Genomic DNA, 23,524 nt, shown 5'->3' with positions numbered 1-23,524 from the left:
CCTGTCCTCAATCGTCTCTCGTCAGCTCAGCCGACCGGACCACCGAAGATGTCGATCGTGCCCTCGCGGAGGGTGACGATCGCACGCTTCGTGTCCTTGCGCTTGCCGAGGCCAAAACGCGTGCGACGCGTCTTGCCCTTGCGGTTCATCGTGTTCACCGACGCGACCTTGACGCTGAAGACCTTCTCGATAGCGATCTTGATCTCGGTCTTGTTGGCGCTCGGGTCCACGATGAAGGTGTACTTGCCCTCGTCGAGAAGGTTGTAGCTCTTCTCGGAGACGACCGGCGCGAGCAGGATGTCGCGCGGGTCCTTCACGGTGACGGTCACTTGGCGGTCTCCTCAGCGGTCTCGGCGTCGGACTCCGTGGCGACAGCCTTCGCGCCCTTGGCCGGGCCCTCGAGGAACGCGGCGAGCGCGCCCTCGGTGAAGATGACGTCGTCGGAGACGAGCACGTCGTAGGTGTTCAGCTGGTCAGCGACCAGGAGGTGCACCTCGGGCACGTTGCGAAGTGACTTGACCGTGGCCTCGTCGTCACGCTGCGTCACGACGAGCACGTGGGCACGCGTCGTGAGCTTCGTGATGGTGGCCAGCGCCGTCTTGGTCGACGGGACACCCTCGATGCCGAAGCCGGCAACGACGTGCACGCGACCGGCACGGGCGCGGTCCGAGAGCGCACCGCGCAGGGCGGCGGCCTTCATCTTCTTCGGGGTGCGCTGGTCGTACTTGCGCGGCTGCGGGCCGTGGACAACGCCACCACCAGCGAACTGCGGGGCGCGCGTCGAACCCTGGCGGGCGCGACCTGTGCCCTTCTGCTTGTACGGCTTGCGGCCACCACCGCGGACCTCGCCACGAGTCTTCGTGGAAGCGGTGCCCTGGCGGGCCGCTGCGCGCTGCGCAACGACAACCTGGTGGATCAGCGGGATGTTCACGGCGACGTCGAACACCTCAGCGGGAAGCTCGGCGGTGCCGGACTTCTTGCCCTGGGCGTCCAGGACGTCGACAGTCAGAGCGGTCATCGGGTTCACGCTCCCTTCGCGGCGTTACGCACGAGGACGACGCCACCCTTGGGGCCGGGAACCGCGCCCTTGACGAGCAGCAGACCCTTCTCGACGTCGACCGCGTGAACGGTCAGGTTCTGGGTGGTCTGACGGTCGTTACCCATCCGACCTGCCATCCGCACACCCTTGAACACGCGCGACGGCGTCGAAGCGCCACCGATCGAGCCGGGCTTGCGGTGGTTACGGTGCGCACCGTGCGAGGCGCCGACGCCGGAGAAGCCGTGACGCTTCATCACACCGGCGGTGCCCTTGCCCTTGGTGGTGCCGATCACGTCGACCACTGAGCCGGCCTCGAAGGCGTCGGCAGTGATCTCCTGGCCGAGCGTGAACTCGGCGGCGTTCTCGGTGCGAACCTCGGCCACGTGACGACGCGGCGTGACGCCGGCCTTCTCGAAGTGGCCCCTGAGGGGCTTGGTGACCTTGCGCGGGTCGACCTGGCCGGCCGCGAGCTGCACAGCCGCGTAGCCGTCGGCCTCTACCGTGCGGATCTGGGTCACCACATTGGTGCCCACAGAGACCACGGTCACCGGCACGAGGCGGCCTGCCTCGTCCCAGAGCTGGGTCATGCCGAGCTTGGTCCCGAGCAACGCGGTCACGTTCTTCTGCTGGTTGGTCATGATGTCCTCCAGCCTCAGAGCTTGATCTCGATGTTCACGTCCGCCGGCAGGTCGAGTCGCATGAGCGAGTCGACGGCCTTGGGCGTGGGATCGATGATGTCGATGAGCCGCTTGTGCGTACGCATCTCGAAGTGCTCGCGGCTGTCCTTGTACTTGTGAGGCGACCGGATCACAACGAAGACGTTCTTCTCCGTCGGCAGCGGCACCGGACCCACGACCGTCGCACCAGCGCGAGTGACCGTGTCGACGATCTTGCGCGCCGAACTGTCGATCACCTCGTGGTCGTAGGACTTGAGCCGGATGCGGATCTTCTGTCCCGCCATGGCGTCGTCTGACTCTCTCTCTCGAACCGCTACTGTCCGACCCACGCACTCGGGCGTGTCGCTTAAAGCGGCACAGCCGGGCGCATAACACCACTTCTGGTGCCGGGGCCGTTGGGAAGTGATCCGTCCTAGCTGTTCAGCCGGGACCGACCACGACGTTTGCCGAGCCTGCTCGGAACAGTGCCTCCGGAAATCCAGAGGACGTGTGCTCCGCGGGGCGCCCTGTGCGCATCGAACTAGCAGGCGAAAAACCCCGCGACCCCTCGTCCGGATTCTCCCCGGGAGGGTGACCGCTCCAGCCTCTGCTGACCCCGGACGAGCCGGGACCAAGGACTGCGGTTCTGCACACTGTTCGACACTTGAAAGAGCGCGCCTGTGACAGGCAACTATGCAATCTTGCCATACGACTCCGCATGTACCAAACGGAGGATGGTGTGATGCCCACTACTACGCGATGAGGCCCGGGCGCCGAAGCGCCCGGGCCTCACCGTTCAGCTGACTTCCGTCAGCTGAGTCTGTGCCCCAGGATCACTTGAGGATCTTGGTGACACGGCCTGAACCGACCGTGCGGCCACCCTCGCGGATGGCGAAGCCCAGACCCTCCTCCATGGCGATCGGCTGGATGAGCTCGACCGACATCTCGGTGTTGTCGCCGGGCATGACCATCTCGGTGCCCTCGGGCAGCGTGATGACGCCGGTGACGTCCGTGGTGCGGAAGTAGAACTGCGGGCGGTAGTTCGAGTAGAACGGGTTGTGACGGCCACCCTCGTCCTTGCCCAGGATGTAGACCTGAGCCTCGAAGTTCGTGTGCGGGGTGATCGAACCCGGCTTCACGATGACCTGGCCACGCTCGACGTCCTCGCGCTTGATGCCACGCAGGAGGAGACCGGTGTTGTCGCCGGCCTGCGCCTGGTCCATCTGCTTGTGGAACGTCTCGATGCCCGTGACGGTGGTCTTCTGCGGCACGCGGATACCGACGATCTCGACGTCGGAGTTGATGTCGAGCGTGCCACGCTCGACCTTGCCGGTGACGACGGTGCCACGACCGGTGATCGTGAAGACGTCCTCGATCGGCATGAGGAACGGCTTGTCGAGGTCGCGCACCGGCTCCGGGATGTTCTCGTCGACAGCCTCCATCAGCTCGACGATCTTCTCGACCCACTCCGGGTCGCCCTCGAGAGCCTTGAGGCCCGAGACGCGAACGACCGGCGCGTTGTCACCGTCGAACTCCTGCGAGGAGAGCAGCTCACGGACCTCCATCTCGACGAGCTCGAGGATCTCCTCGTCGTCGACCATGTCGGACTTGTTGAGCGCCACCATCAGGTAGGGCACGCCGACCTGACGGGCGAGCAGCACGTGCTCACGCGTCTGGGCCATCGGGCCGTCGGTCGCGGCAACCACCAGGATCGCGCCGTCCATCTGGGCGGCACCGGTGATCATGTTCTTGATGTAGTCGGCGTGACCCGGGGCGTCGACGTGCGCGTAGTGGCGCTTCGGCGTCTCGTACTCGATGTGCGCGATGTTGATCGTGATACCGCGCTGCTTCTCCTCCGGCGCGGCATCGATCTCGTCGAAGTTCCGCTGCTTGTTCGCCGGAAGCTCCGGGTACTTGTCCGCAAGCGTCTTCGAGATCGCGGCGGTCAGCGTCGTCTTACCGTGGTCGACGTGACCGATCGTGCCGATGTTGACGTGCGGCTTGGTCCGCTCGAACTTGGCCTTAGCCACTGGGGTCCTCCTGGGACTTGGGTAGATGTTCCGAACGTTGCAGATGCTCGGCCAAGAAGCCTACAACTGCGGGGCGTGCGGTTTTTCCTACAGGTTGGTTGTGCGGGTCGACCTGTGGGGACTCACTCGCCCCGGGTCTTCTTGATGATCTCTTCGGCAACTGCCTTGGGAACCTCGGCGTAGCTGTCGAACTGCATCGAGTACACCGCGCGACCCTGGGTCTTCGACCGGAGGTCACCGATGTAGCCGAACATCTCGCTCAGCGGCACCTGGGCGCGAACGACCTTGACACCGGTCGCGTCCTCCATGGACTGGATCATGCCACGTCGAGAGTTGATGTCGCCGATCACGTCGCCCATGTACTCCTCGGGCGTACGCACCTCGACGGCCATGACCGGCTCGAGCAGGACAGGGTCGGCGCGCTTGACGCCTTCCTTGAAGACCATCGAACCGGCAATCTTGAACGCCATCTCCGAGGAGTCGACGTCGTGGTACGCACCATCGATCAGCGACGCCTTGACGCCGACGACCGGGAAGCCGGCGAGCACACCCTGCTGCATGGCCGACTGGATACCAGCGTCCACGGACGGGATGTACTCACGCGGGATACGGCCACCGGTGACGGCGTTCTCGAACTCGTAGAGCTCGCCCTCCGTCGTCTCCAGCGGCGCGAAGGTCACCTGGACCTTGGCGAACTGGCCGGAACCACCGGTCTGCTTCTTGTGCGTGTAGTCGACCTTCTCCGCAACGCGGCGAATGGTCTCGCGGTACGCGACCTGCGGCTTACCGACGTTGGCCTCGACCTTGAACTCGCGACGCATGCGGTCGACGAGGATGTCGAGGTGAAGCTCGCCCATACCGCCGATGACGGTCTGGCCGGTCTCGTCGTCCAGCCGCACGCGGAAGGTCGGGTCCTCCTGCGCGAGCTTCTGGATGGCGGTCGACAGCTTCTCCTGGTCGGCCTTCGTCTTCGGCTCGATGGCCACGTCGATGACGGGCTCCGGGAAGCTCATCGACTCGAGGACGACCTGGTTCGCCGGGTCGGACAGGGTGTCACCGGTGGTGACGTCCTTGAGCCCGATGAACGCGTAGATGTGGCCCGCGTGAGCCTCTTCGACCGGGTTCTCCTTGTTGGAGTGCATCTGGAAGAGCTTCCCGATGCGCTCCTTCTTGCCCTTGGTCGAGTTCTGCACCTGCGCGCCCTGCGCGACCTTGCCCGAGTAGACGCGGACATAGGTCAGCTTGCCGAAGAACGGGTGCGTGGCGACCTTGAACGCGAGAGCCGAGAACGGCTCGTCCTCGTCCGGGCGACGCTCGACGACCTTCTCCGCGTCCTTGACGTCGTGGCCCTGGACGGCCGGCACGTCGAGCGGCGAGGGCAGGTAGTCGATCACGGCGTCGAGCATGGGCTGCACGCCCTTGTTCTTGAACGCCGAGCCGCACAGGACCGGGAAGGCCGCGGACGTGACCACGAGCTTGCGGATGCCGCTCTTGATCTCGGGGATCGTGAGCTCTTCGCCGCCGAGGAACTTCTCGAGCAGCTCGTCGTCAGCCTCGGCGACGGCCTCGACGAGCTGAGCGCGGTACTGCTCAGCCTTCTCGACCATGTCGGCCGGGATGTCCTCGACCTCGTACTCCTCGCCCATCTTGGTGTCGCCGCGCCACGTGAGCGCCTTCATCTCGATGAGGTCGACGACGCCCTCGAAGTCGTTCTCAGCACCGATCGGGAGCTGGATGACGAGCGGCTTCGCCTTGAGGCGGTTGATGATCGTGTCGACGGTGAAGTAGAAGTCGGCACCGAGCTTGTCCATCTTGTTGACGAAGCAGATGCGCGGGACGTCGTACTTGTCCGCCTGGCGCCACACCGTCTCGGACTGGGGCTCGACACCCTCCTTGCCGTCGAACACGGCAACGGCGCCGTCGAGCACGCGGAGCGAACGCTCCACCTCGACCGTGAAGTCCACGTGGCCCGGTGTGTCGATGATGTTGATCTGGTTGTTCTTCCAGTAGCAGGTCGTCGCGGCGGACGTGATCGTGATGCCGCGCTCCTGCTCCTGCTCCATCCAGTCCATCGTCGACGCACCGTCGTGCGTCTCACCGATCTTGTAGTTCACACCCGTGTAGAACAGGATGCGCTCGGTCGTCGTCGTCTTTCCGGCATCGATGTGGGCCATGATGCCGATGTTGCGGACCTTGTTCAGGTCGGTCAGCACGTCGAGTGCCACGGTGTCTTACCCCTTGGTCTAAAGGTGGGCTGGGGGCCGGCGGTTATGCATCCACCGACGGCCCCGGGGTGACCCGGGGCCGCTCGGAAGCTACTACCAGCGGTAGTGCGCGAAGGCCTTGTTGGAGTCGGCCATCTTGTGCATGTCCTCGCGGCGCTTGACCGCAGCACCGAGACCGTTCGACGCGTCGAGGATCTCGTTCATGAGACGCTCGGTCATCGTCTTCTCGCGACGAGCGCGGGAGAAGTCGGTGAGCCAGCGGAGCGCGAGCGTGGTGGCACGCGTCGGACGCACGTCGACCGGCACCTGGTAGGTGGCGCCACCGACACGGCGGGAACGCACCTCGAGAGCCGGGCGGACGTTGTCGAGCGCGCGCTTGAGCACCACGACCGGGTCGCCATCAGTCTTGGCACGGACGCCCTCGAGGGCGCCGTAGACGATCGCCTCGGCGGTCGACTTCTTGCCGTCGAGCAGGACCTTGTTGATCAGCTGCGTGACAACAGGGGACCCGTACACCGGGTCAACGATGAGCGGCCGCTTCGGGGCCGGACCCTTGCGGGGCATCAGCTCTTCTCCTTCTTGGCGCCGTAACGGGACCGGGCCTGCTTGCGACCCTTCACGCCCTGCGTGTCGAGCGCGCCACGGACGATCTTGTAACGAACACCGGGAAGGTCCTTCACACGGCCGCCACGCACGAGCACGATCGAGTGCTCCTGCAGGTTGTGGCCGACACCGGGGATGTACGCGGTGACCTCGACCTGCGAGGAAAGCTTCACACGGGCGACCTTGCGGAGGGCCGAGTTCGGCTTCTTAGGGGTGGTGGTGTACACACGGGTGCACACGCCGCGCCGCTGGGGGGAACCCTTGAGGGCCGGAGTCTTCGACTTCCCGGCCTTCGAGGTCCGCCCCTTGCGGACGAGCTGCTGGATCGTAGGCACTACGTCTCCGTCGTCTTCTTGAGCTTCGGCGACGCCCTGCCGGCGTCCCCGTCGATGGTTCTGGCTTGTGCGTGCCGATCGCATGCGGCACCCACAGCCCCCACGGGGACTGCTACGCCACGTACCACCGGCTCGATGGCCCGGCTCCACCATCGGGGCACGACGTGCCCCGGGAGGTTCTCGCCGGGATGCCCACGCACTCACATCGGCCGCTTCCGAAGCCTGCCTTGCGGCGGCCTTCAAGAGGTGCGGCCCGACGGCGCAGGCACGGATTCCTAGGTTACCCGCGTGTTTACGGGGGGTCAAAACGAATCGGGTGTGAGATGCACCCGGGCGTTCCGCCGAAGTAGAACCGTGGCGAGATAGAACTGGGGCTGAGGCGCTGATCAGCACCTCAGCCCCAGTTCTATCTCGCCACGGTTCTACTTCGGCGAGGGGGAGCTAGCTCAGCGGAAGTCGCCGAGGTCCAGGTCCTCCAGCGGGATCGCCTCGCCCGAGCCCATACCGAGCGTCGGGAAGTCGATCTCGTCGTAGCCAAAGCTCGGGTAGAGCTCGGCCTTGGCCTGCTCGGTCGGCTCCACCTCGACGTTGCGGTAACGGGGCAGACCCGTACCGGCCGGGATGAGCTTACCGATGATGACGTTCTCCTTGAGGCCCAGCAGCGGGTCACGGCGACCGCTCATCGACGCCTCGGTGAGCACTCGGGTGGTCTCCTGGAAGGAGGCCGCCGAGAGCCACGAGTCGGTGGCGAGCGAAGCCTTCGTGATACCCATCAGCTCCGGACGGCCGGCGGCCGGCTGGCCACCCTCCGACACGGCCTTGCGGTTGGCGTCCTCGAAGCGCATGCGCTCCGCGAGCTCGCCCGGCAGCAGCTGCGAGTCACCCGAGTCGAGCACGGTCACGCGACGCAGCATCTGCCGCACGATGACCTCGATGTGCTTGTCGTGGATGTCCACGCCCTGGCTGCGGTAGGTCTCCTGGACCTGGTCCACCAGGTGCGTCTGCGTGGCGCGCGGGCCGAGGATCCGCAGCACCTTCTTCGGGTCGACAGCACCCTGCACGAGCTGGGTGCCGACCGTGACGTGGTCGCCGTCCGCGATCTTCAGGCGCGCACGCTTGGTGACGGGGTACTTGATCTCCTCGCCACCGTCGTCCGGCGTGAGCACCAGGTGACGCGTCCGCTCGGTGTCCTCGATCGTCACGCGACCCGTGTACTCCGCGATCGGCGCCTCACCCTTCGGGGTACGGGCCTCGAAGAGCTCGGTGACACGCGGCAGACCCTGCGTGATGTCCTCAGCGGCGGCAACACCACCGGTGTGGAAGGTACGCATCGTCAGCTGCGTGCCCGGCTCACCGATCGACTGTGCCGCGATGATGCCGACGGCCTCGCCGATGTCCACGAGCAGACCCGTGGCCAGGGAGCGGCCGTAGCACTTGGCGCAGGTACCGACACGGGACTCGCACGTCAGGACCGAACGGACCTTGACGCTCGAGATGCCCGCGGCGATGACCTGGTCGATGACGACGTCGCCCGCGTCCGACCCGGCGGTCGCGATGACGTTGCCGTCGGCGTCCACCACGTCGGTCGCGAAGGTACGCGAGTAGATGCTGGTCTCGACGCGGTCGTCCGGGACGAGCGAACCGTCCGCGAGCTTCTCCGCGACCGGCAACGTGAGGCCACGCTCGGTGCCGCAGTCGTCCTCGCGAATGATGACGTCCTGCGAGACGTCCACCAGACGACGGGTCAGGTAACCCGAGTCCGCCGTACGGAGGGCCGTGTCGGCCAGACCCTTACGGGCACCGTGCGTCGCGATGAAGTACTCGAGGACGGACAGGCCCTCGCGGTAGTTGGACTTGATCGGACGAGGGATGATCTCGCCCTTCGGGTTCGCCACCAGACCGCGCATACCGGCGATCTGACGAACCTGCATCCAGTTACCACGGGCGCCCGAGCCCACCATGCGCATGACGGTGTTGCGCGCGTTGCTCTCGAGGTTGACCCGCATGGCCTGTGCGACCTTGTCGGTAGCCTGCGTCCAGATCTCGATGAGCTCCTGACGGCGCTCGTCGTCGGTGATCAGACCCTTGTCGAACTGCTGCTGGACCTTGAGGGCCCGAGCCTCGTGCTCGTCGAGGATCTCTCCCTTGACCGTCGGCGCGGCCACGTCGGAGATGGCGATCGTGACGCCCGAGCGGGTGGCCCACCGGTAGCCGGCGTCCTTCAGCGCGTCCAGCGCCGCGGCCACCTCCACCTTCGGGTACCGCTCCGCGAGGTCGTTGACGATCGTCGACAGACGCTTCTTGTCGGCCACACCGTTCTCGTACGGGTAGTCGACGGGCAGCGCCTCGTTGAACAGGTACCGGCCGAGCGTGGTGTCGAACAGGAGCTGCTGCCCCTGCTCCCAGCCCTCGGGTGCCTCGAAGTCCTTCAGCGGCGGCACGAGGTCCGACATCAGCAGCCTGATCTTGGCGTTGATGTCGAGCTCGTTGCGGTCGAAGGCCATGATGGCCTCGGCCACGGAACCGAACGCGCGGCCCTCGCCCATGGCGCCCGGGCGGTCGCTCGTGAGGTGGTGCAGACCGATGATCATGTCCTGCGAAGGCATGGTCACCGGACGGCCGTCCGACGGCTTCAGGATGTTGTTGCTCGAGAGCATGAGGATGCGGGCCTCGGCCTGCGCCTCGGCGCTCAGCGGCAGGTGCACGGCCATCTGGTCACCGTCGAAGTCGGCGTTGAACGCGCCGCACACGAGCGGGTGCAGGTGGATGGCCTTGCCCTCGACGAGCTGCGGCTCGAACGCCTGGATGCCCAGGCGGTGCAGCGTCGGCGCACGGTTCAGGAGCACGGGGTGCTCCGTGATGACCTCTTCGAGCACGTCCCAGACCACAGGACGGGTGCGCTCGACCATGCGCTTGGCGCTCTTGATGTTCTGCGCGTGGTTGAGCTCCACGAGCCGCTTCATGACGAACGGCTTGAACAGCTCGAGCGCCATCTGCTTGGGCAGGCCGCACTGGTGCAGCTTGAGCTGCGGGCCGACGACGATGACCGAACGGCCCGAGTAGTCGACTCGCTTACCGAGCAGGTTCTGGCGGAACCGGCCCTGCTTGCCCTTGAGCATGTCGGAGATCGACTTCAGCGGACGGTTGCCGGGGCCCGTCACCGGGCGGCCACGGCGGCCGTTGTCGAACAGCGAGTCCACGGCCTCCTGGAGCATCCGCTTCTCGTTGTTGACGATGATCTCCGGCGCGCCCAGGTCCAGAAGCCGCTTGAGGCGGTTGTTCCGGTTGATGACGCGGCGGTACAGGTCGTTCAGGTCCGACGTCGCGAACCGGCCACCGTCGAGCTGCACCATCGGGCGCAGGTCCGGCGGGATGACCGGGACGGCGTCCAGCACCATCGCGGTCGGCGAGTTCGTGGTCGTCAGGAACGCGTTCACGACCTTGAGGCGCTTGAGGGCACGGGTCTTGCGCTGGCCCTTGCCGGAGCGGATGGTCTCCCGCAGCGACTCGGCCTCGGCGTCCAGGTCGAAGTTCTGGAGACGCTGCTGGATCGCGTTCGCGCCCATGGCGCCCTCGAAGTAGGTGCCGTAGCGGTCCTGGAGCTGGCGGTACAGCATCTCGTCGCCCTCGAGGTCAGCGACCTTGAGGTTCTTGAACCGGTCCCAGACCTGCTCGAGGCGGTCCAGCTCCTGGTCCGCACGCTTGCGGATCTGAGCCATCTCGCGCTCGGCGGAGTCACGCACCTTGCGGCGCGCGTCGGCCTTGGCACCCTCGGCCTCGAGCTCGGCCAGGTCGGCCTCGAGCTTCTGGGCGCGGGTGTTGATGTCGTTGTCCCGGCGGTCGGAGATCTCCTTCTTCTCGAGATCGATCTCGTTCTGCAGGTTGGGCAGGTCCTCCTGGCGGGCCTCGTCGTCGACCGACGTGATCATGTAGGCCGCGAAGTAGATGACCTTCTCCAGGTCCTTCGGAGCCAGGTCCAGCAGGTAGCCCAGGCGGGACGGCACACCCTTGAAGAACCAGATGTGCGTGACGGGCGCGGCGAGCTCGATGTGGCCCATGCGCTCACGGCGCACCTTGGAGCGCGTGACCTCTACGCCACAGCGCTCGCAGATGATGCCCTTGAAGCGCACGCGCTTGTACTTACCGCAGTAGCACTCCCAGTCGCGGGTGGGGCCGAAGATCTTCTCGCAGAAGAGCCCGTCCTTCTCCGGCTTGAGGGTGCGGTAGTTGATGGTCTCTGGCTTCTTGACCTCACCGTGCGACCAGGCACGGATGTCCTCGGCCGTGGCGAGGCCGATACGCAGCTCGTCGAAGACGTTGACGTCGAGCAAGATGTCCTACTTCCTGAAGTTCTCGAAAATCCTTGGTGTCCAGGACCGCGCCTGGTGTCCGGGTCCGCGCCCGGTGCCCCGGGCGCGGACCGGTGTCAGATCTCGTCGACGCTGGAGGCGGCGTTGGGCCGCCGCGAGAGGTCGATCCCGAGCTCCTCAGCGGCGCGGTACACCTCGTCGTCGGACTCCTTCATCTCGATGGAGACACCGTCGCTCGAGAGCACCTCGACGTTCAGGCACAGCGACTGCATCTCCTTGAGTAGAACCTTGAAGGACTCCGGGATGCCCGAGTCGGGGATGTTCTCGCCCTTGACGATCGCCTCGTAGACCTTGACACGGCCCGGGACGTCGTCGGACTTGATGGTGAGGAGCTCCTGGAGCGTGTACGCGGCGCCGTACGCCTCGAGTGCCCAGACCTCCATCTCACCGAATCGCTGACCACCGAACTGCGCCTTACCACCCAGCGGCTGCTGCGTGATCATCGAGTACGGGCCGGTCGAACGCGCGTGGATCTTGTCGTCGACCAGGTGGTGCAGCTTCAGGATGTACATGTAGCCGGTCGAGACGGGCTCGGGGAACGGCTCGCCGGAGCGGCCGTCGAACAGCATCGCCTTGCCGTCGTGGTCGACCATGCGCTGGCCGTCCCGGTTGGGCAGGGTCGCCCCGAAGAGACCGCGGAGCGCGACCTCCTCCAGACCGTCGAACACCGGAGTGGCGACAGGGCGGCCCGGCTCGCTCGTGTGAGCGACCTCGGGGAGGCTCTTCAGCCACTCCCCGCCCTTGTCCTCGGCGAGGGAGACGTCCCAGCCCTGCTTGGCGATCCACCCGAGGTGGGTCTCCAGCACCTGGCCCACGTTCATGCGGCCCGGCACACCAAGCGGGTTCAGGATGACGTCGACGGGCGTGCCGTCCTCGAGGAACGGCATGTCCTCCTGCGGGAGGATCTTCGAGATGACGCCCTTGTTGCCGTGACGGCCGGCCAGCTTGTCACCGACCGTGATCTTGCGGCGCTGCGCGATGTACACGCGCACCAGCTGGTTCACGCCGGCGGGCAGCTCGTCGCCGTCCTCCCGGTTGAACTCGCGCACCGCGATGACCGTGCCCTGCTCGCCGTGAGGCACCTTGAGCGAGGTGTCGCGCACCTCGCGCGCCTTCTCGCCGAAGATCGCACGCAGCAGTCGCTCCTCCGGGGTCAGCTCGGTCTCACCCTTGGGGGTGACCTTGCCGACCAGGATGTCGCCGGCGCCGACCTCGGCACCGATGCGGATCACGCCGCGCTCGTCGAGGTCCGCCAGGACCTCCTCGGAGACGTTCGGGATGTCCCGCGTGATCTCCTCGGGGCCCAGCTTGGTGTCGCGAGCGTCGACCTCGTGCTCCTCGATGTGGATCGAGGAGAGGACGTCGTCCTCCACGAGGCGCTGCGACAGGATGATCGCGTCCTCGTAGTTGTGGCCCTCCCACGACATGAACGCGACGAGCAGGTTGCGTCCGAGCGCGAGCTCGCCCTCGTCCGTGGCCGGGCCGTCCGCGAGGACGGAGCCGACCTCGATGCGTGCACCCTCGTCGACCAGCACGCGCTGGTTGTAGCTCGTGCCCTGGTTCGAGCGCACGAACTTGTGGATGCGGTACGAGCCCGTGGTGCCGTCGTCGTTCGCCACGAGCACCAGGTCGGCCGAGACCTCGGTGACGACACCGGGCTTGGTCGCCACGACGACGTCGCCGGCGTCGACAGCCGCACGGCGCTCCATGCCGGTACCGACCACAGGAGCCTCGGACCGGACCAGCGGCACCGCCTGACGCTGCATGTTCGCACCCATGAGGGCACGGTTGGCGTCGTCGTGCTCGAGGAACGGGATCAGGGCAGTCGCGACCGACACCATCTGGCGCGGCGAGATGTCCATGTAGTCGACCTCGGCACCCGGGATGTCGTTGGTCTCGCCACCCTTGGTGCGGACCAGGACACGGTCGAGCACGAAGGTGCCGTCCTCGAGCAGCGGCGTGTTCGCCTGCGCGATGATGTAACGGTCCTCGTCATCGGCCGTCAGGTACTCGATGTTGTCGGTGACCTTGCCGTTCTCGACCTTGCGGTACGGCGTCTCGATGAAGCCGAACGGGTTGATGCGACCGAACGACGCGAGCGAACCGATCAGACCGATGTTCGGACCCTCAGGGGTCTCGATCGGGCACATGCGGCCGTAGTGCGACGGGTGGACGTCACGGACCTCCATGCCGGCGCGGTCGCGGGACAGACCACCCGGGCCCAGCGCGTTCAGGCGCCGCTTGTGCGTCAGGCCGGCCAGCGGGTTGTTCTGGTCCATGAACTGCGACAGCTGCGAGGTGCCGAAGAACTCACGGATCGACGCGACAACCGGACGGATGTTGATCAGCGTCTGCGGCGTGATGGCTTCGACGTCCTGCGTGGTCATGCGCTCACGAACCACGCGCTCCATACGGGAGAGACCCGTGCGCACCTGGTTCTGGATGAGCTCACCGACGGCGCGGATGCGGCGGTTGCCGAAGTGGTCGATGTCGTCGGTCTCGACGCGCACCTCGACGGCCTTGCCGTTGCGGACGCCGGACAGGATCGCCTTGTCCGCGTGCAGGGCAGCGAGGTACTTGATCGTCGCGACGACGTCGGTCAGCGACAGCGTGGACTCGGCCAGCTCCGCGTCGACACCGAGCTTCTTGTTCGCCTTGTAGCGCCCGACCTTCGCGAGGTCGTAACGCTTGGGGTTGAAGTAGAAGTTCTCGAGCAGCGCGCGACCGGCCTCGACCGTGGGCGGCTCGCCCGGGCGGATCTTGCGGTACAGGTCCACAAGAGCCTCGTCCTCGGTGTGGACGTGGTCCTTCTCGAGCGTGTCGAGCACGGACGGGAACTCGGCGAACTCCTCGCGGATCTCCGCCTCGCTCATGCCGAGGGCCTTGAGCAGCACGGTGACGGACTGCTTGCGCTTGCGGTCGACGCGGACGCCGACGGCGTCGCGCTTGTCGATCTCGAACTCCAGCCAGGCACCACGCGACGGGATGATCTTCGCGGAGAAGACGTCCTTGTCGCTGGTCTTGTCCGGCGTGCGCTCGAAGTAGACGCCCGGCGAACGCACCAGCTGGGAGACGACGACACGCTCGGTGCCGTTGATGATGAAGGTGCCGCGTGCCGTCATGAGCGGGAAGTCGCCCATGAAGACCGTCTGGCTCTTGATCTCACCGGTGGTGTAGTTGACGAACTCCGCGGTGACGAACAGCGGAGCCGCGTAGGTGAAGTCCTTCTCCTTGCACTCGTCCGCCGTGTACTTCGGCGGCTCGAAGCGGTGGTTCGAGAAGGAGAGGGACATCGAGGACCCGAAGTCCTCGATCGGGGAGATCTCCTCGAAGATCTCCTCCAGCCCCGAAGTTTCCGGGACATCATTACGGCCAGCCGCCTTGGCAGTTTCTACCCTGGCCTGCCAGGCTGGGTTACCAAGAAGCCAGTCGAAGCTCTCGGTCTGAAGGCCAAGCAGGTCGGGGACCTCGAGTGGCTCATAGATCTTTGCGAAAGAAACGCGACGGGAAGCGGTACGGTTCGCAATGGCTTCGGCGGACGGAGCTGAAGGGGTGCGCGAGGCAGCCAAGAGGGGTCCTTCCCTGCAGTTCGGGTGAACGCTGTACGCTCTGCGGTGCTGCAGGAAGCTCTGCCGGACTTCACCGGTCGCCGGAGGGCATCCCGCAAATGGGGATGCAACCAGGACATTCGGGGAAGCAGGGGGAGGCGTCGAGGGCACACGCGGGCGCAAAGCGCTAGCATACCTATCTCCCTTAAGTATGTCCAGTCGCCCCAGGACCTGCATGTCGAGACGGTACGAATCCTCGAATCGTTGCGTATCCGCACCGCCGCGGCGCACGCACGAGCCTGGAGAGCACGAGAGGCCCGCACCCCGAAGGGTGCGGGCCTCTGCAGTCGGCGGACGCCGCCCGGGACGAACCCGGGCAGCCGTCACACCAGCCCGAAGGCGGTCAGACCAGAGGTCACTTGAGGGTGACGGTGGCGCCGGCGCCCTCGAGGGCAGCCTTGGCCTTCTCGGCGGCGTCCTTGTCGGCGCCTTCGAGAACCGGCTTCGGCGCGCCGTCGACCAGGTCCTTGGCCTCCTTGAGACCGAGGGACGTGAGCGCGCGCACCTCCTTGATGACCTGGATCTTCTTCTCACCGGCGGCCTCGAGGATGACGTCGAACTCCGTCTTCTCCTCGACAGCCTCAGCGGCGGCAGCAGCCGGACCGGCCGCGGCGGCGGCAACGGGGGCGGCAGCGGTGACGTCGAACTTCTCCTCGAAAGCCTTCACGAAGTCGGAGAGCTCGATGAGGGTGAGCTCCTCGAAGGCGGACAGGAGCTCGTCGGTGGAGAGCTTCGCCATGATGGCGTTCCTTTCAGTAGGCGCTTCGCGGGCCGGTTCCGGCCCGCCAGAAGCAGGGGGTTTTGTTCTAGCGCGACCGCCCGATCAGGCGGCAGCGCCCTCCGACTCCTGCTTCTGACGCAGGGCATCGATAACGCGAGCGACCTGGGCGGGCTTGGCGGTGAAGGCGTACGCGGCACGCGTCAGCGTGGCCTTCAGACCGCCGGCCACCTTGGCCAGCAGAACCTCGCGGGACTCGAGGTCCGCGAGCTTCGTGATCTCTGCAGCGGACATCGGGCGGCCGTCGAGCACGCCGCCCTTGATGACCAGAGCAGGGTTCGCCTTGGCGAAGTCACGCAGACCCTTGGCGGCCTCGACCGGGTCACCGGTCACGAACGCGATCGCGGAGGGACCCTTGAGGTCGGCGTCGAGCGAGTCGATGCCGGCTTCCTTGGCCGCGATGTTGGTCAGCGTGTTCTTCACCACGGCGTAGGTTGCGTTGCCGCTGAGCGACCGACGCAGCTCCTTGAGCTGCGCGACGGTGAGCCCGCGGTACTCGGTCAGCACGGCTGCGCTCGAGCCGCGGAACTTGCCCGCCAGCTCTGCGACAGCGGCTGCCTTCTCCGGCCTCGCCATGGCAATCCTTCCGGTGGTGGTACCACCGGCCCCCTGGGGCGTGAGCCCCGGGCGTTGCCCCGGAACGAGAAAAAGAGCCCCGGCGCAGGCGCACGGGGCTCGGTTCGTGCGGCAGGGCCACACTCGAGTTCGTCACCTGCGCAGGCCCCCGCTCTCAGCGGGACTTCGGTCTTCTTCCGCCCTGTGCTCGTGAAGAGCGGGCAGCGTCGGACGACCGGCGGTCTTGGGTTACCTGAGAAGGTTACACGATCCCTGGGGTGGTGCCGCACCGGCGGGCGGTGGCCCTCGCCACACGCTGCCCGACGCCGCCCGCCACGCCCGGACGCCGGCCGTCAGCGCGGGAGTCCCTCCAGGGAGCCGAAGCACACCAGCGGCGCGGGCTCGGGCTCGTCCGCGAGCGCCGCCGCCAGCGCGGCCTCCGGGTCGTCCGTCGCGCGCAGGTGGGCGTGGAACCGTGGCATCACGCGGGCGGCGACGGCGTCGGAGAGCGGTGCGACGGCCGCGACGACGGCGCGGGCGCCGAGCCGCAGAAGGACCGACGTCAGGCCGAGCACCTCGCCGCCGACCACCTGGGACGAGCCACCGACCTCGCACGCGGACAGGATCACCACGGAGCCCGGCAGCCGCGTGCCGTCGAGCTCGTGCGCGAACAGCGGGCCGTCGGCCAGGTCGATCGAGGCGAAGAGAGGGTTGTCGGCGTCGTGCCTGCCATGTGTCGCGAGGTGCACGACGTCGTGGGTCGCGAGCGCCTCGCGCACCGCGGCCGTGGTCGCGGCCCCTCCCGTGAGGACGGTCGCGCCCGCCCAGACCTCGCCCACGGCCCGCACCTCGCTCGCTCCGAGCGTCACGCCGGGGCCGTGCGCCGCGAGGAGCCGGCGCCCCTCCCCCGGCCGGGGGTGGGCGCGTCCCCGTGCGACGTACGAGCGCATGGTCGTGCGCTGGCCCCGCCGGGACGGGAGAGCCGTCCACGGCACGCCGACCAGCGGATCCCGGCCTGCGACGTAAAGCGGGCCGTCCGCCTCCAGCGGGATCGCCAGGAGCGTGTCGAGTGCGTCGAGGTTGCGGGTCAGCGAGCGGCGGGCGACGTCGCGCAACGCCGTGGGCACGAGGTCGTTGGCACACACCCCGAGGTCGGCGCGAGCGCGCAGCACCCGTTCAGCGACCGCGGCGTGGGGCGCGAGGTCCAGGGTGCGAGCACCGTGCGCGTCCAGACGGACGCACCGCAGGACGCCGTCGATCACCATGAAGTTGGCGAGCACCGCGCCGTCGTCGCGGGCGGCCAGGAGGGTGCGCACCTCCGCCGCGGTGGCGGGGCGCTCCCCGGTCGCGGCGTCGTCGCCGGTGCGGTGCCAGGCGCGTTCGCGGGCGGCCGCCAGGAGCCTGCGGGAGCGTCCGAACAGCTGCTCACGCTCGGCCGCACTCTCCCGGTTCGTGAGTGTTCGAGCCCGGACGACGAGTCCGCGGGCCTCCGTGAGGAGTGCTCCCACCGCGGGGTCGTCCGGCGCGGCGGCCCACCCCGCCCCGGCGAACGTGGCACGACCCCGCTCGACCGCCTCGAAGAGCGCATCGGGCCGGCCGGTGCGCACGGCGGCCGCGATGTCGGTCCGCTGCAGGTCGACGCCGTGCGCCGCCGCGGCGGTCACGGACTCCACCGAGCCGAGGCCCAGGCTGTGATCCGCCATCATCCCGAACCCAGCGCGCACGGCCGCCACGCCGCCGGCGCGATCCCCGGACGCGAACGCGAGCTGGGCGAGCACCGTCTGCTGCTGGATCCGGGTGGTCAGCGGGGCGTCGGCCATGCCGTCCGGGAGGTTGTCGAGGACGGCGCGGGCGGCGCCGACGTCGTCGGCCAGGAGATACCACTGAGCGGCGACGAACCGCGCGGCGAGGCCGGGGTGCTGCCCGAGCAGCGGGTCCACCTCGTCTCCCGCCTCGGCCGCTTCGAGCGCCTGCTCTGCGCGGCGGAGGGCGTCGCTCGGCACGGGCGTCTCACCGCGCCGGATCGGCAGGAGGATCGCCTCCAGCTCCGCGACGCGAGCTACCGCGGCCCGCTGCGGGTGACCGACGCCGGCGTAGTACTGCCGGACGAAGGCCGCACAAACGCGGGCCTCGTCCCAGCGATGCAGCGCCATCAGGCAGCGGGCGCGAAAGTACTCGGCTTCCGCCCGGTGCTGCGCGCGGCCGGGCACGGACATTCGGGAGATCGCCTGGGTGAGGACCTGCTCAGCTTCCTCGATCAGGCCGGCCTCGTAGAGGACGGCGCCACGGCCGATGTCGAGCACCCCGTCGGCGCGCTCCGGGTCGACCGCGCGGGCGGCGGCCATGGCCTGCAGCGCACCGGGCAGGTCCCCGAGCGCGTACCGCACGAACCCCGTGTTGTGCAGGGCCAGGGAAGCGATGTTGGACAGGCCGGCGCGCATCGCCTGCTCGCGGCAGGCGTCGAAGTCACGGAGCGCCGCGTCCAGCCGGCCGAGCTCGATGGCGGTGGCACCGCGGTTGAGCAGGGCCGCCGCCCGGTCCCGCGCCGGGAGCACCTCCGGATCTGCGAGCACCTGGTCGTAGGCGGCCATGGCGTCGGTGAGCCGACCCGCGCGCTGCAGGAGCAGGCCCCGCGTCGCGGCGATGACGGCGGCCAGGCGTCCCTGGCTCTGGGACGGCGCCGCGGCTGCACGGCCCTCGGCGTCGTCGAGCAGGGCGAGCGGCTTGTCCAGCGCGTCCTCGACCGCCTGCACCGCCACGGCCTCCCCCGTCAGGGAGCGCATCATGCCCTCGGCCCAGCGCTCGTGGTCAGTGGGAGCGAGGCCGCTCGGGTCCATGACTCGGAGCCGGTCGAGCACGTGCCGGAACCGGGGCAGGGCTTCGCCGGGCAGCGACCGGGAGTTCAGATCCCGGGCGGCCAGCAGCTCCGCCTCGAGTTCGGGCCACATGTTGCCCCCTACCATCTCCACGCGCCCGTGGGCTCAGGCGGGACACGGTAGCGGGACATGGCAGGTCATGTCACCGGCCCGTGCGACGTTGCAGGTCGGAGGCTCGAGTGTGGTTGCCTCGGGAACCGATCAGGTGACTGCCAGGCCTTCGACCGAGCTGAAGCAGACCAGCGGTACCGGCTCGGCAACGTCCTTGAGGGCCGCTGCGAGCGCTGCTTCCGGGTCGTCGGTCTCGCGGAGATGGGCGTGCAGGCGTGGCATGACGCGGGCCGCGAGCTCGTCCGAGAGCTTGGCGACCGACGCGATGACCGCGCGGGCACCCAGGCGCAGGAGCACCGAGGTCAGGCCCAGGACCTCACCGCCGAGCACCTGGGTGGAACCGCCGACCTCGCACGAGGACAGGATCACCACCGAACCTGGCAACGGCGTGCCGTCGAGCTCGTGGGCGAACAGCGGACCGTCGGCGAGGTCGATGCTCGCGAAGAGAGGGTTGTCGGCGTCGTGCTGGCCGTGGGTTGCCAGGTGTACGACGTCGTGCGTGGCGAGGGCCGTGCGAATGTGCTCGGTGACGGCATCGTCCCCGGTCAACACGGTTGCACCCGCCCACTGCAGTCCGACGGCGGCGGCTTCGTCTGCCCCTTGGGCGACGCCCGGACCCGCCGCTGCGAGCAGACGCCGCTTCCCACTGGGTCGCGCATGCGTGCGGCCACGCGCGACATACGAATTCACGGCGGTGCGCAGCGCACCACGAGACGGGAGCGCCGACCACGGCACCCTGAGGAGTGGTTCCCGTGCCACGACATAGAGGTCGCCCTGGGCGCGCACCGGGGCGAGAAGGATGGTGTCGAGTGCCTTGAGGTTGCGCTCCAACGACGAACTGGCGGCGGCACGAAGCGGCGCCGGGATCAACTCGTTGGCCGCCATGGCAAAGTCCGCTCCGACGCGGCGGACCCGCTCGGTCACGTCCTCCGCCGGGCCGAACTCGATGGTCGTCAGGCCGTTGGCGTCCACCCGGACGCAGCGCAGCATGCTGTCGAGCACAAAGAAGTTCGCCACCACGGATGCGTCATCGCCTCGCTCAGCAAGGATTCGGCGCAGTTCGCGGGCCGTGACCGGGCGTTGAACGGCGCCCGCGTTGCCCGCGTGCCGCCACGAGCGCTCCCGCACCTCGTCCTGGATGCGGCGAGCACGGCCGGAGAGTCGCTCCCGCTCCCTCGCGTGCCCTCCGGGCAGCTCGCGCGCCCTGGCCAGGAGGCCCCGTGCCTCGGTGAGGAGTGCAGCGGCCTCGGCGTCGTCGGGCGGGGTGACGCGGCCCGTGCCGGCGAAGGTGGCGCGTCCGCGCTCAAGCGCGTCGAACAGGGCGGCGGGACGGCCAGTTCGTGCGGCGGCCGTGACGTCGATGCGGTTCAGGTCCTCGCCGTGCGCCGCTGCGGCCGTGACTGACTCGACCGAACCGAGTCGGCTGCGATGGTTGGCGAGGAGGCCCAGACCTGCACGCACCGCGCGCAGACCCTTCGCGCGGTCGCCCGTCGCAAACGAGAGTTCCGCCTGGACCGTGTAGTGCTGGATCCGCATGGTCAGCGGGGCACTTGTCAGACCGCGGGGAAGTTCCGCGAGCGCGGCTCGGGCTGCATCGAGGTCGCGTCCGAGCAGGAACCACTGTGCTGCTACCAGCCGCGCCGCGTGGCCTGGATGCTGGCCGAGGACGAGCCCCGCCGCGTCCCCGTCTCGTGCGGCAGCGAGCGCCTGCGCTCCCCGGATGTAGGTAGTACGCGTCGTCGGAGCTTGTACACCTCGGCGAACCGGAGCAAGTGCTGCCTCAAGCTCAAGGACCCGCGCCAGTACGGCCCACTGCTCGTAGCCCGCGGACGTGAAGTGCCTACGTGCGCGGGCAGCAAAGGCGGACGCCTCCTCGAATCGAAGCAGCGCGAGCAGGCACCGGGCCCGGAAGTACTCGGCAATAGCACGATCGGTGCGCAGTCCGGCCTTGAGCAATTGCGGGATCGCCTCACCTAACAGTGTCTCCGCCTCGTCCAGCAAGCCCACGCTGTACAGCACTTCAGCCCGGCCCAGAAGCGGAATACCGTCATCCTGATCCGGAGCAAACATGCGTGCGGCCGCCATCTCCGCGAGGGCCGCGGGTGCATCGCCCAACATGCTCAGGTAGAAGCCTGAGTTGTGCCGCGCGAAGGCCACGAGCACCGGAGTTCCGGCCGCCTCAGCATGCCGCACCGCCGCTAGGTTGTCCGCCAGGGCTCCCTCAACGTCGCCGAGATCCGACAGGGCGGAGGCCCGGTTGAGGTACGCAACGGCCAGATCTCGGGGTTCCCCGTCGTCGCTGACTGCGAGCACCCGATCGAAGAGCCGCACCGCCTCCTCAAGCTCCCCGGCGTTGAGCAGAAACATCCCCCGTTGCCCCGAGGTCACGGCCTCGATGCGACGACGCTCCACGCCGTCGACCAATTGTGCGGCGCCCAGAGCCCGGTCGAGCGATCCGAGCGCAGCCTGAAGATCTCCGGTACATGCGAGGTCCGCCTGGGCAAGTCCCATCCAGGACCGCGCGAGAAGCCACGCCCACGTGACGCGCTCGTCAGTGGCGAGATCCGCTTCGTCGTAGCTGTCGAGGTCGCGAAGGAGAGCCTGAAACTCGCGGCGAGCACGACGCGGGCGGGCGCGGATGTTCCATTCCCGCGCCCGCTCGAATCGCTCGGCGAGCACCCTGAAGCCCGCCGCACTCCTACCCACCTCTACTCACCGCACCCCTCAGGACATCACACTGGCACCCCGGGCACCTCCGAGTAGAGATCCCCGACCTGAGTCACAGCATGCCAGGCGTCGCTGACACGGCCCAGAGCATTCGCCGCTGGCAGCTGACCGGCGGCTCGGCCCGCGAAAATCACCGCCGCGAGCTCACCCGCGAGGTGGGGTGCCGAGAACGAGGTTCCGCTCCACGTCCCGTAGCCGTGCGTGAAGTCGTCCGGGTCGATAGCGTGCCGCAGTCCGTCCGCCGACCGCTCGCCCTCCGCCGCCCCGTCGAACGTGGTGGGCATCGTGCTCAGGACCTGGACGCCCGGGCGGACTGCCGAGATCCAGGCGCCATCGTTGCTGAAGTCGGCCAGGGTGCCGTCCGGGTTGGACGCGGCCACGCCCAGCAACGGCGTGTACTCGGGGCTGAGGTCATGTGCGTCGGCGGGCACCACCCCGTTGCTCGTGCGCCGAACCGGCGGTGCCCAGCCAGCGGGAAAGGTCCTCCGGGTGGATCCGTCATTGCCCGCTGACGCCACCACGAGCACGCCCGCCCGGCGCAGATCCCGGAGTCGGCCGCGGTAGACACCCTCGTAGTCGTCATCGTCCTCGGGGTGCTCCAGGTAGTAGCCGCTGGCGATCACCATGACGTCGACGGGAAAGTACCCCGGGACTCCTGCGAGTCCGCGCAGGTGGAACTCCAGGAGCCGCTCCACCGATCGTGCGAAGTCCCACTCGGAAGCCGTGCCGTCCCCGCCGTAGACGCGGACCGGGAGCAGTGCCGCGTCAGGGCACGTCTGGTGGACAACCCCGGCAATGAAGGTGCCGTGGCCCGCATAAGGGTCGAGCGGTGACGTCGCACCGTCGCGGCGTCCCTCGCGCTCTGCATCCACGTCCTCCTCGGGGTAGGTCCCGATGGGCTGGCCGTCAAGTTCTGCGCCGCGAAGGACGACCGTCCCGGGCTCGTCGAACCACGGGTGCTGCCCGATGCCGGTATCGAGGATCGCCACAACCGGCCGGTCGACCCCGTCCGACGTCACCAGGGGCGACGTCCCGTTGGCGGTGCGGACAGGCGGCGTCCCCGGAAATACCGCAGGAACCCGCTTGTGCGGGTCGCCAAATCCGGCATGATTCTTGTGGCCCGTCACTACATGGTCCAGTGAAACCCGCTTGCGGCTCTCCCCGGCGTCCTGCACGACCGATACCATGAGCCCGAGTGCGTCCCAGTCGTCCCGCACCGCGTCGAGCCGCACCTCGACATCGGGCCGCGCTCCGAGGACGTCGGCAGCCTCGCGCGACGGCGCCTGGTCAAACTCCCCCACGGTCACAGATACGCCGTTCTCGCGGGCGCGAGCCGTGATCATGTCGAGGAGCGCGTTGTGGCCCCCCTCGACATCGCCGCGGATGATCACGCGGTCACGAACGTAACGAGTCGGCGCGGCGCGACCCCCACCGGGAAGCCGGTCCGACGCCGGATCCAGTTCCCGGACCGGCCGCCATCCACCCGCGTGGTCCCGGACGCGCATGCCCTCGGGCATTGGCTCACTCACAGCAGTACCTCTCGATCGATAGGCGTACTTGAGAGACCCTGCCAAGCCCCTTGGCCGGGTCTGAAGGTCAGAGATTCAGAGG

The 23,524-nt window shown here is 68.0% G+C and carries 15 protein-coding genes; all 15 read right to left on the bottom strand.

From position 1 onward, the window contains the following. Nucleotides 1–26: 26 nt before the first annotated feature. On the bottom strand, nucleotides 27–329 hold the full coding sequence (gene rplW, locus IE250_RS10535; RefSeq protein WP_129788480.1) for a 50S ribosomal protein L23: 303 nt from the start codon (nucleotides 327–329) through the stop codon (nucleotides 27–29). Beyond that, nucleotides 326–1,018, bottom strand: a complete 693-nt coding sequence (gene rplD / locus IE250_RS10530) for a 50S ribosomal protein L4 (RefSeq protein ID WP_189669271.1) — start codon at nucleotides 1,016–1,018, stop codon at nucleotides 326–328. The genes rplW and rplD overlap by 4 nt, the downstream gene beginning before the upstream one ends. A 5-nt stretch (nucleotides 1,019–1,023) precedes the next feature. Further along, complete coding sequence (rplC, locus tag IE250_RS10525) at nucleotides 1,024–1,677, bottom strand: 50S ribosomal protein L3 (protein ID WP_189669270.1); 654 nt, start codon at nucleotides 1,675–1,677, stop codon at nucleotides 1,024–1,026. A gap of 14 nt (nucleotides 1,678–1,691) precedes the next feature. After that, on the bottom strand, nucleotides 1,692–2,000 hold the full coding sequence (rpsJ, locus tag IE250_RS10520) for a 30S ribosomal protein S10 (protein ID WP_019146773.1): 309 nt from the start codon (nucleotides 1,998–2,000) through the stop codon (nucleotides 1,692–1,694). Nucleotides 2,001–2,528: 528 nt separating this feature from the next. Continuing rightward, on the bottom strand, nucleotides 2,529–3,725 hold the full coding sequence (tuf, locus tag IE250_RS10515; RefSeq protein ID WP_189669269.1) for an elongation factor Tu: 1,197 nt from the start codon (nucleotides 3,723–3,725) through the stop codon (nucleotides 2,529–2,531). Between the two features lie 122 nt (nucleotides 3,726–3,847). Then, nucleotides 3,848–5,950 carry an elongation factor G gene (fusA, locus tag IE250_RS10510; RefSeq protein WP_189669268.1) on the bottom strand — a complete coding sequence of 701 codons (2,103 nt, stop codon included), beginning with the start codon at nucleotides 5,948–5,950 and terminating at the stop codon, nucleotides 3,848–3,850. Between the two features lie 93 nt (nucleotides 5,951–6,043). After that, nucleotides 6,044–6,514 carry a 30S ribosomal protein S7 gene (gene rpsG / locus IE250_RS10505; RefSeq protein WP_020016110.1) on the bottom strand — a complete coding sequence of 157 codons (471 nt, stop codon included), beginning with the start codon at nucleotides 6,512–6,514 and terminating at the stop codon, nucleotides 6,044–6,046. Then, entirely contained in the window at nucleotides 6,514–6,888 is a 375-nt protein-coding gene (rpsL, locus tag IE250_RS10500) for a 30S ribosomal protein S12 (protein WP_020016109.1), read from the bottom strand. Before rpsL ends, rpsG begins: the two co-directional genes overlap by 1 nt. A 446-nt stretch (nucleotides 6,889–7,334) precedes the next feature. Beyond that, entirely contained in the window at nucleotides 7,335–11,219 is a 3,885-nt protein-coding gene (locus IE250_RS10495) for a DNA-directed RNA polymerase subunit beta' (RefSeq protein ID WP_189669267.1), read from the bottom strand. Between the two features lie 95 nt (nucleotides 11,220–11,314). Next, entirely contained in the window at nucleotides 11,315–14,827 is a 3,513-nt protein-coding gene (gene rpoB, locus IE250_RS10490) for a DNA-directed RNA polymerase subunit beta (protein WP_189669266.1), read from the bottom strand. A 394-nt stretch (nucleotides 14,828–15,221) separates the two neighbouring features. Then, entirely contained in the window at nucleotides 15,222–15,605 is a 384-nt protein-coding gene (gene rplL / locus IE250_RS10485; RefSeq protein ID WP_189669265.1) for a 50S ribosomal protein L7/L12, read from the bottom strand. An 84-nt stretch (nucleotides 15,606–15,689) separates the two neighbouring features. After that, nucleotides 15,690–16,220, bottom strand: coding sequence for a 50S ribosomal protein L10 (gene rplJ / locus IE250_RS10480; RefSeq protein ID WP_189669264.1), 531 nt, complete (start codon nucleotides 16,218–16,220; stop codon nucleotides 15,690–15,692). 332 nt (nucleotides 16,221–16,552) lie between these two features. Beyond that, a complete protein-coding gene (locus tag IE250_RS10475; protein WP_189669263.1) occupies nucleotides 16,553–19,147 on the bottom strand; it encodes a CHAT domain-containing protein in 2,595 nt (864 codons plus the stop codon). Nucleotides 19,148–19,276: 129 nt separating this feature from the next. Further along, complete coding sequence (locus IE250_RS10470) at nucleotides 19,277–21,865, bottom strand: CHAT domain-containing protein (protein ID WP_229872339.1); 2,589 nt, start codon at nucleotides 21,863–21,865, stop codon at nucleotides 19,277–19,279. A 53-nt stretch (nucleotides 21,866–21,918) separates the two neighbouring features. Further along, complete coding sequence (locus IE250_RS10465) at nucleotides 21,919–23,442, bottom strand: S8 family peptidase (RefSeq protein WP_189669261.1); 1,524 nt, start codon at nucleotides 23,440–23,442, stop codon at nucleotides 21,919–21,921. Nucleotides 23,443–23,524: the final 82 nt, after the last annotated feature.

The organism is Promicromonospora soli, from assembly GCF_014653785.1.
Taxonomy (GTDB): Bacteria; Actinomycetota; Actinomycetes; order Actinomycetales; family Cellulomonadaceae; genus Promicromonospora; species Promicromonospora soli.
This window is presented reverse-complemented; position numbering and strand designations above follow the sequence as displayed.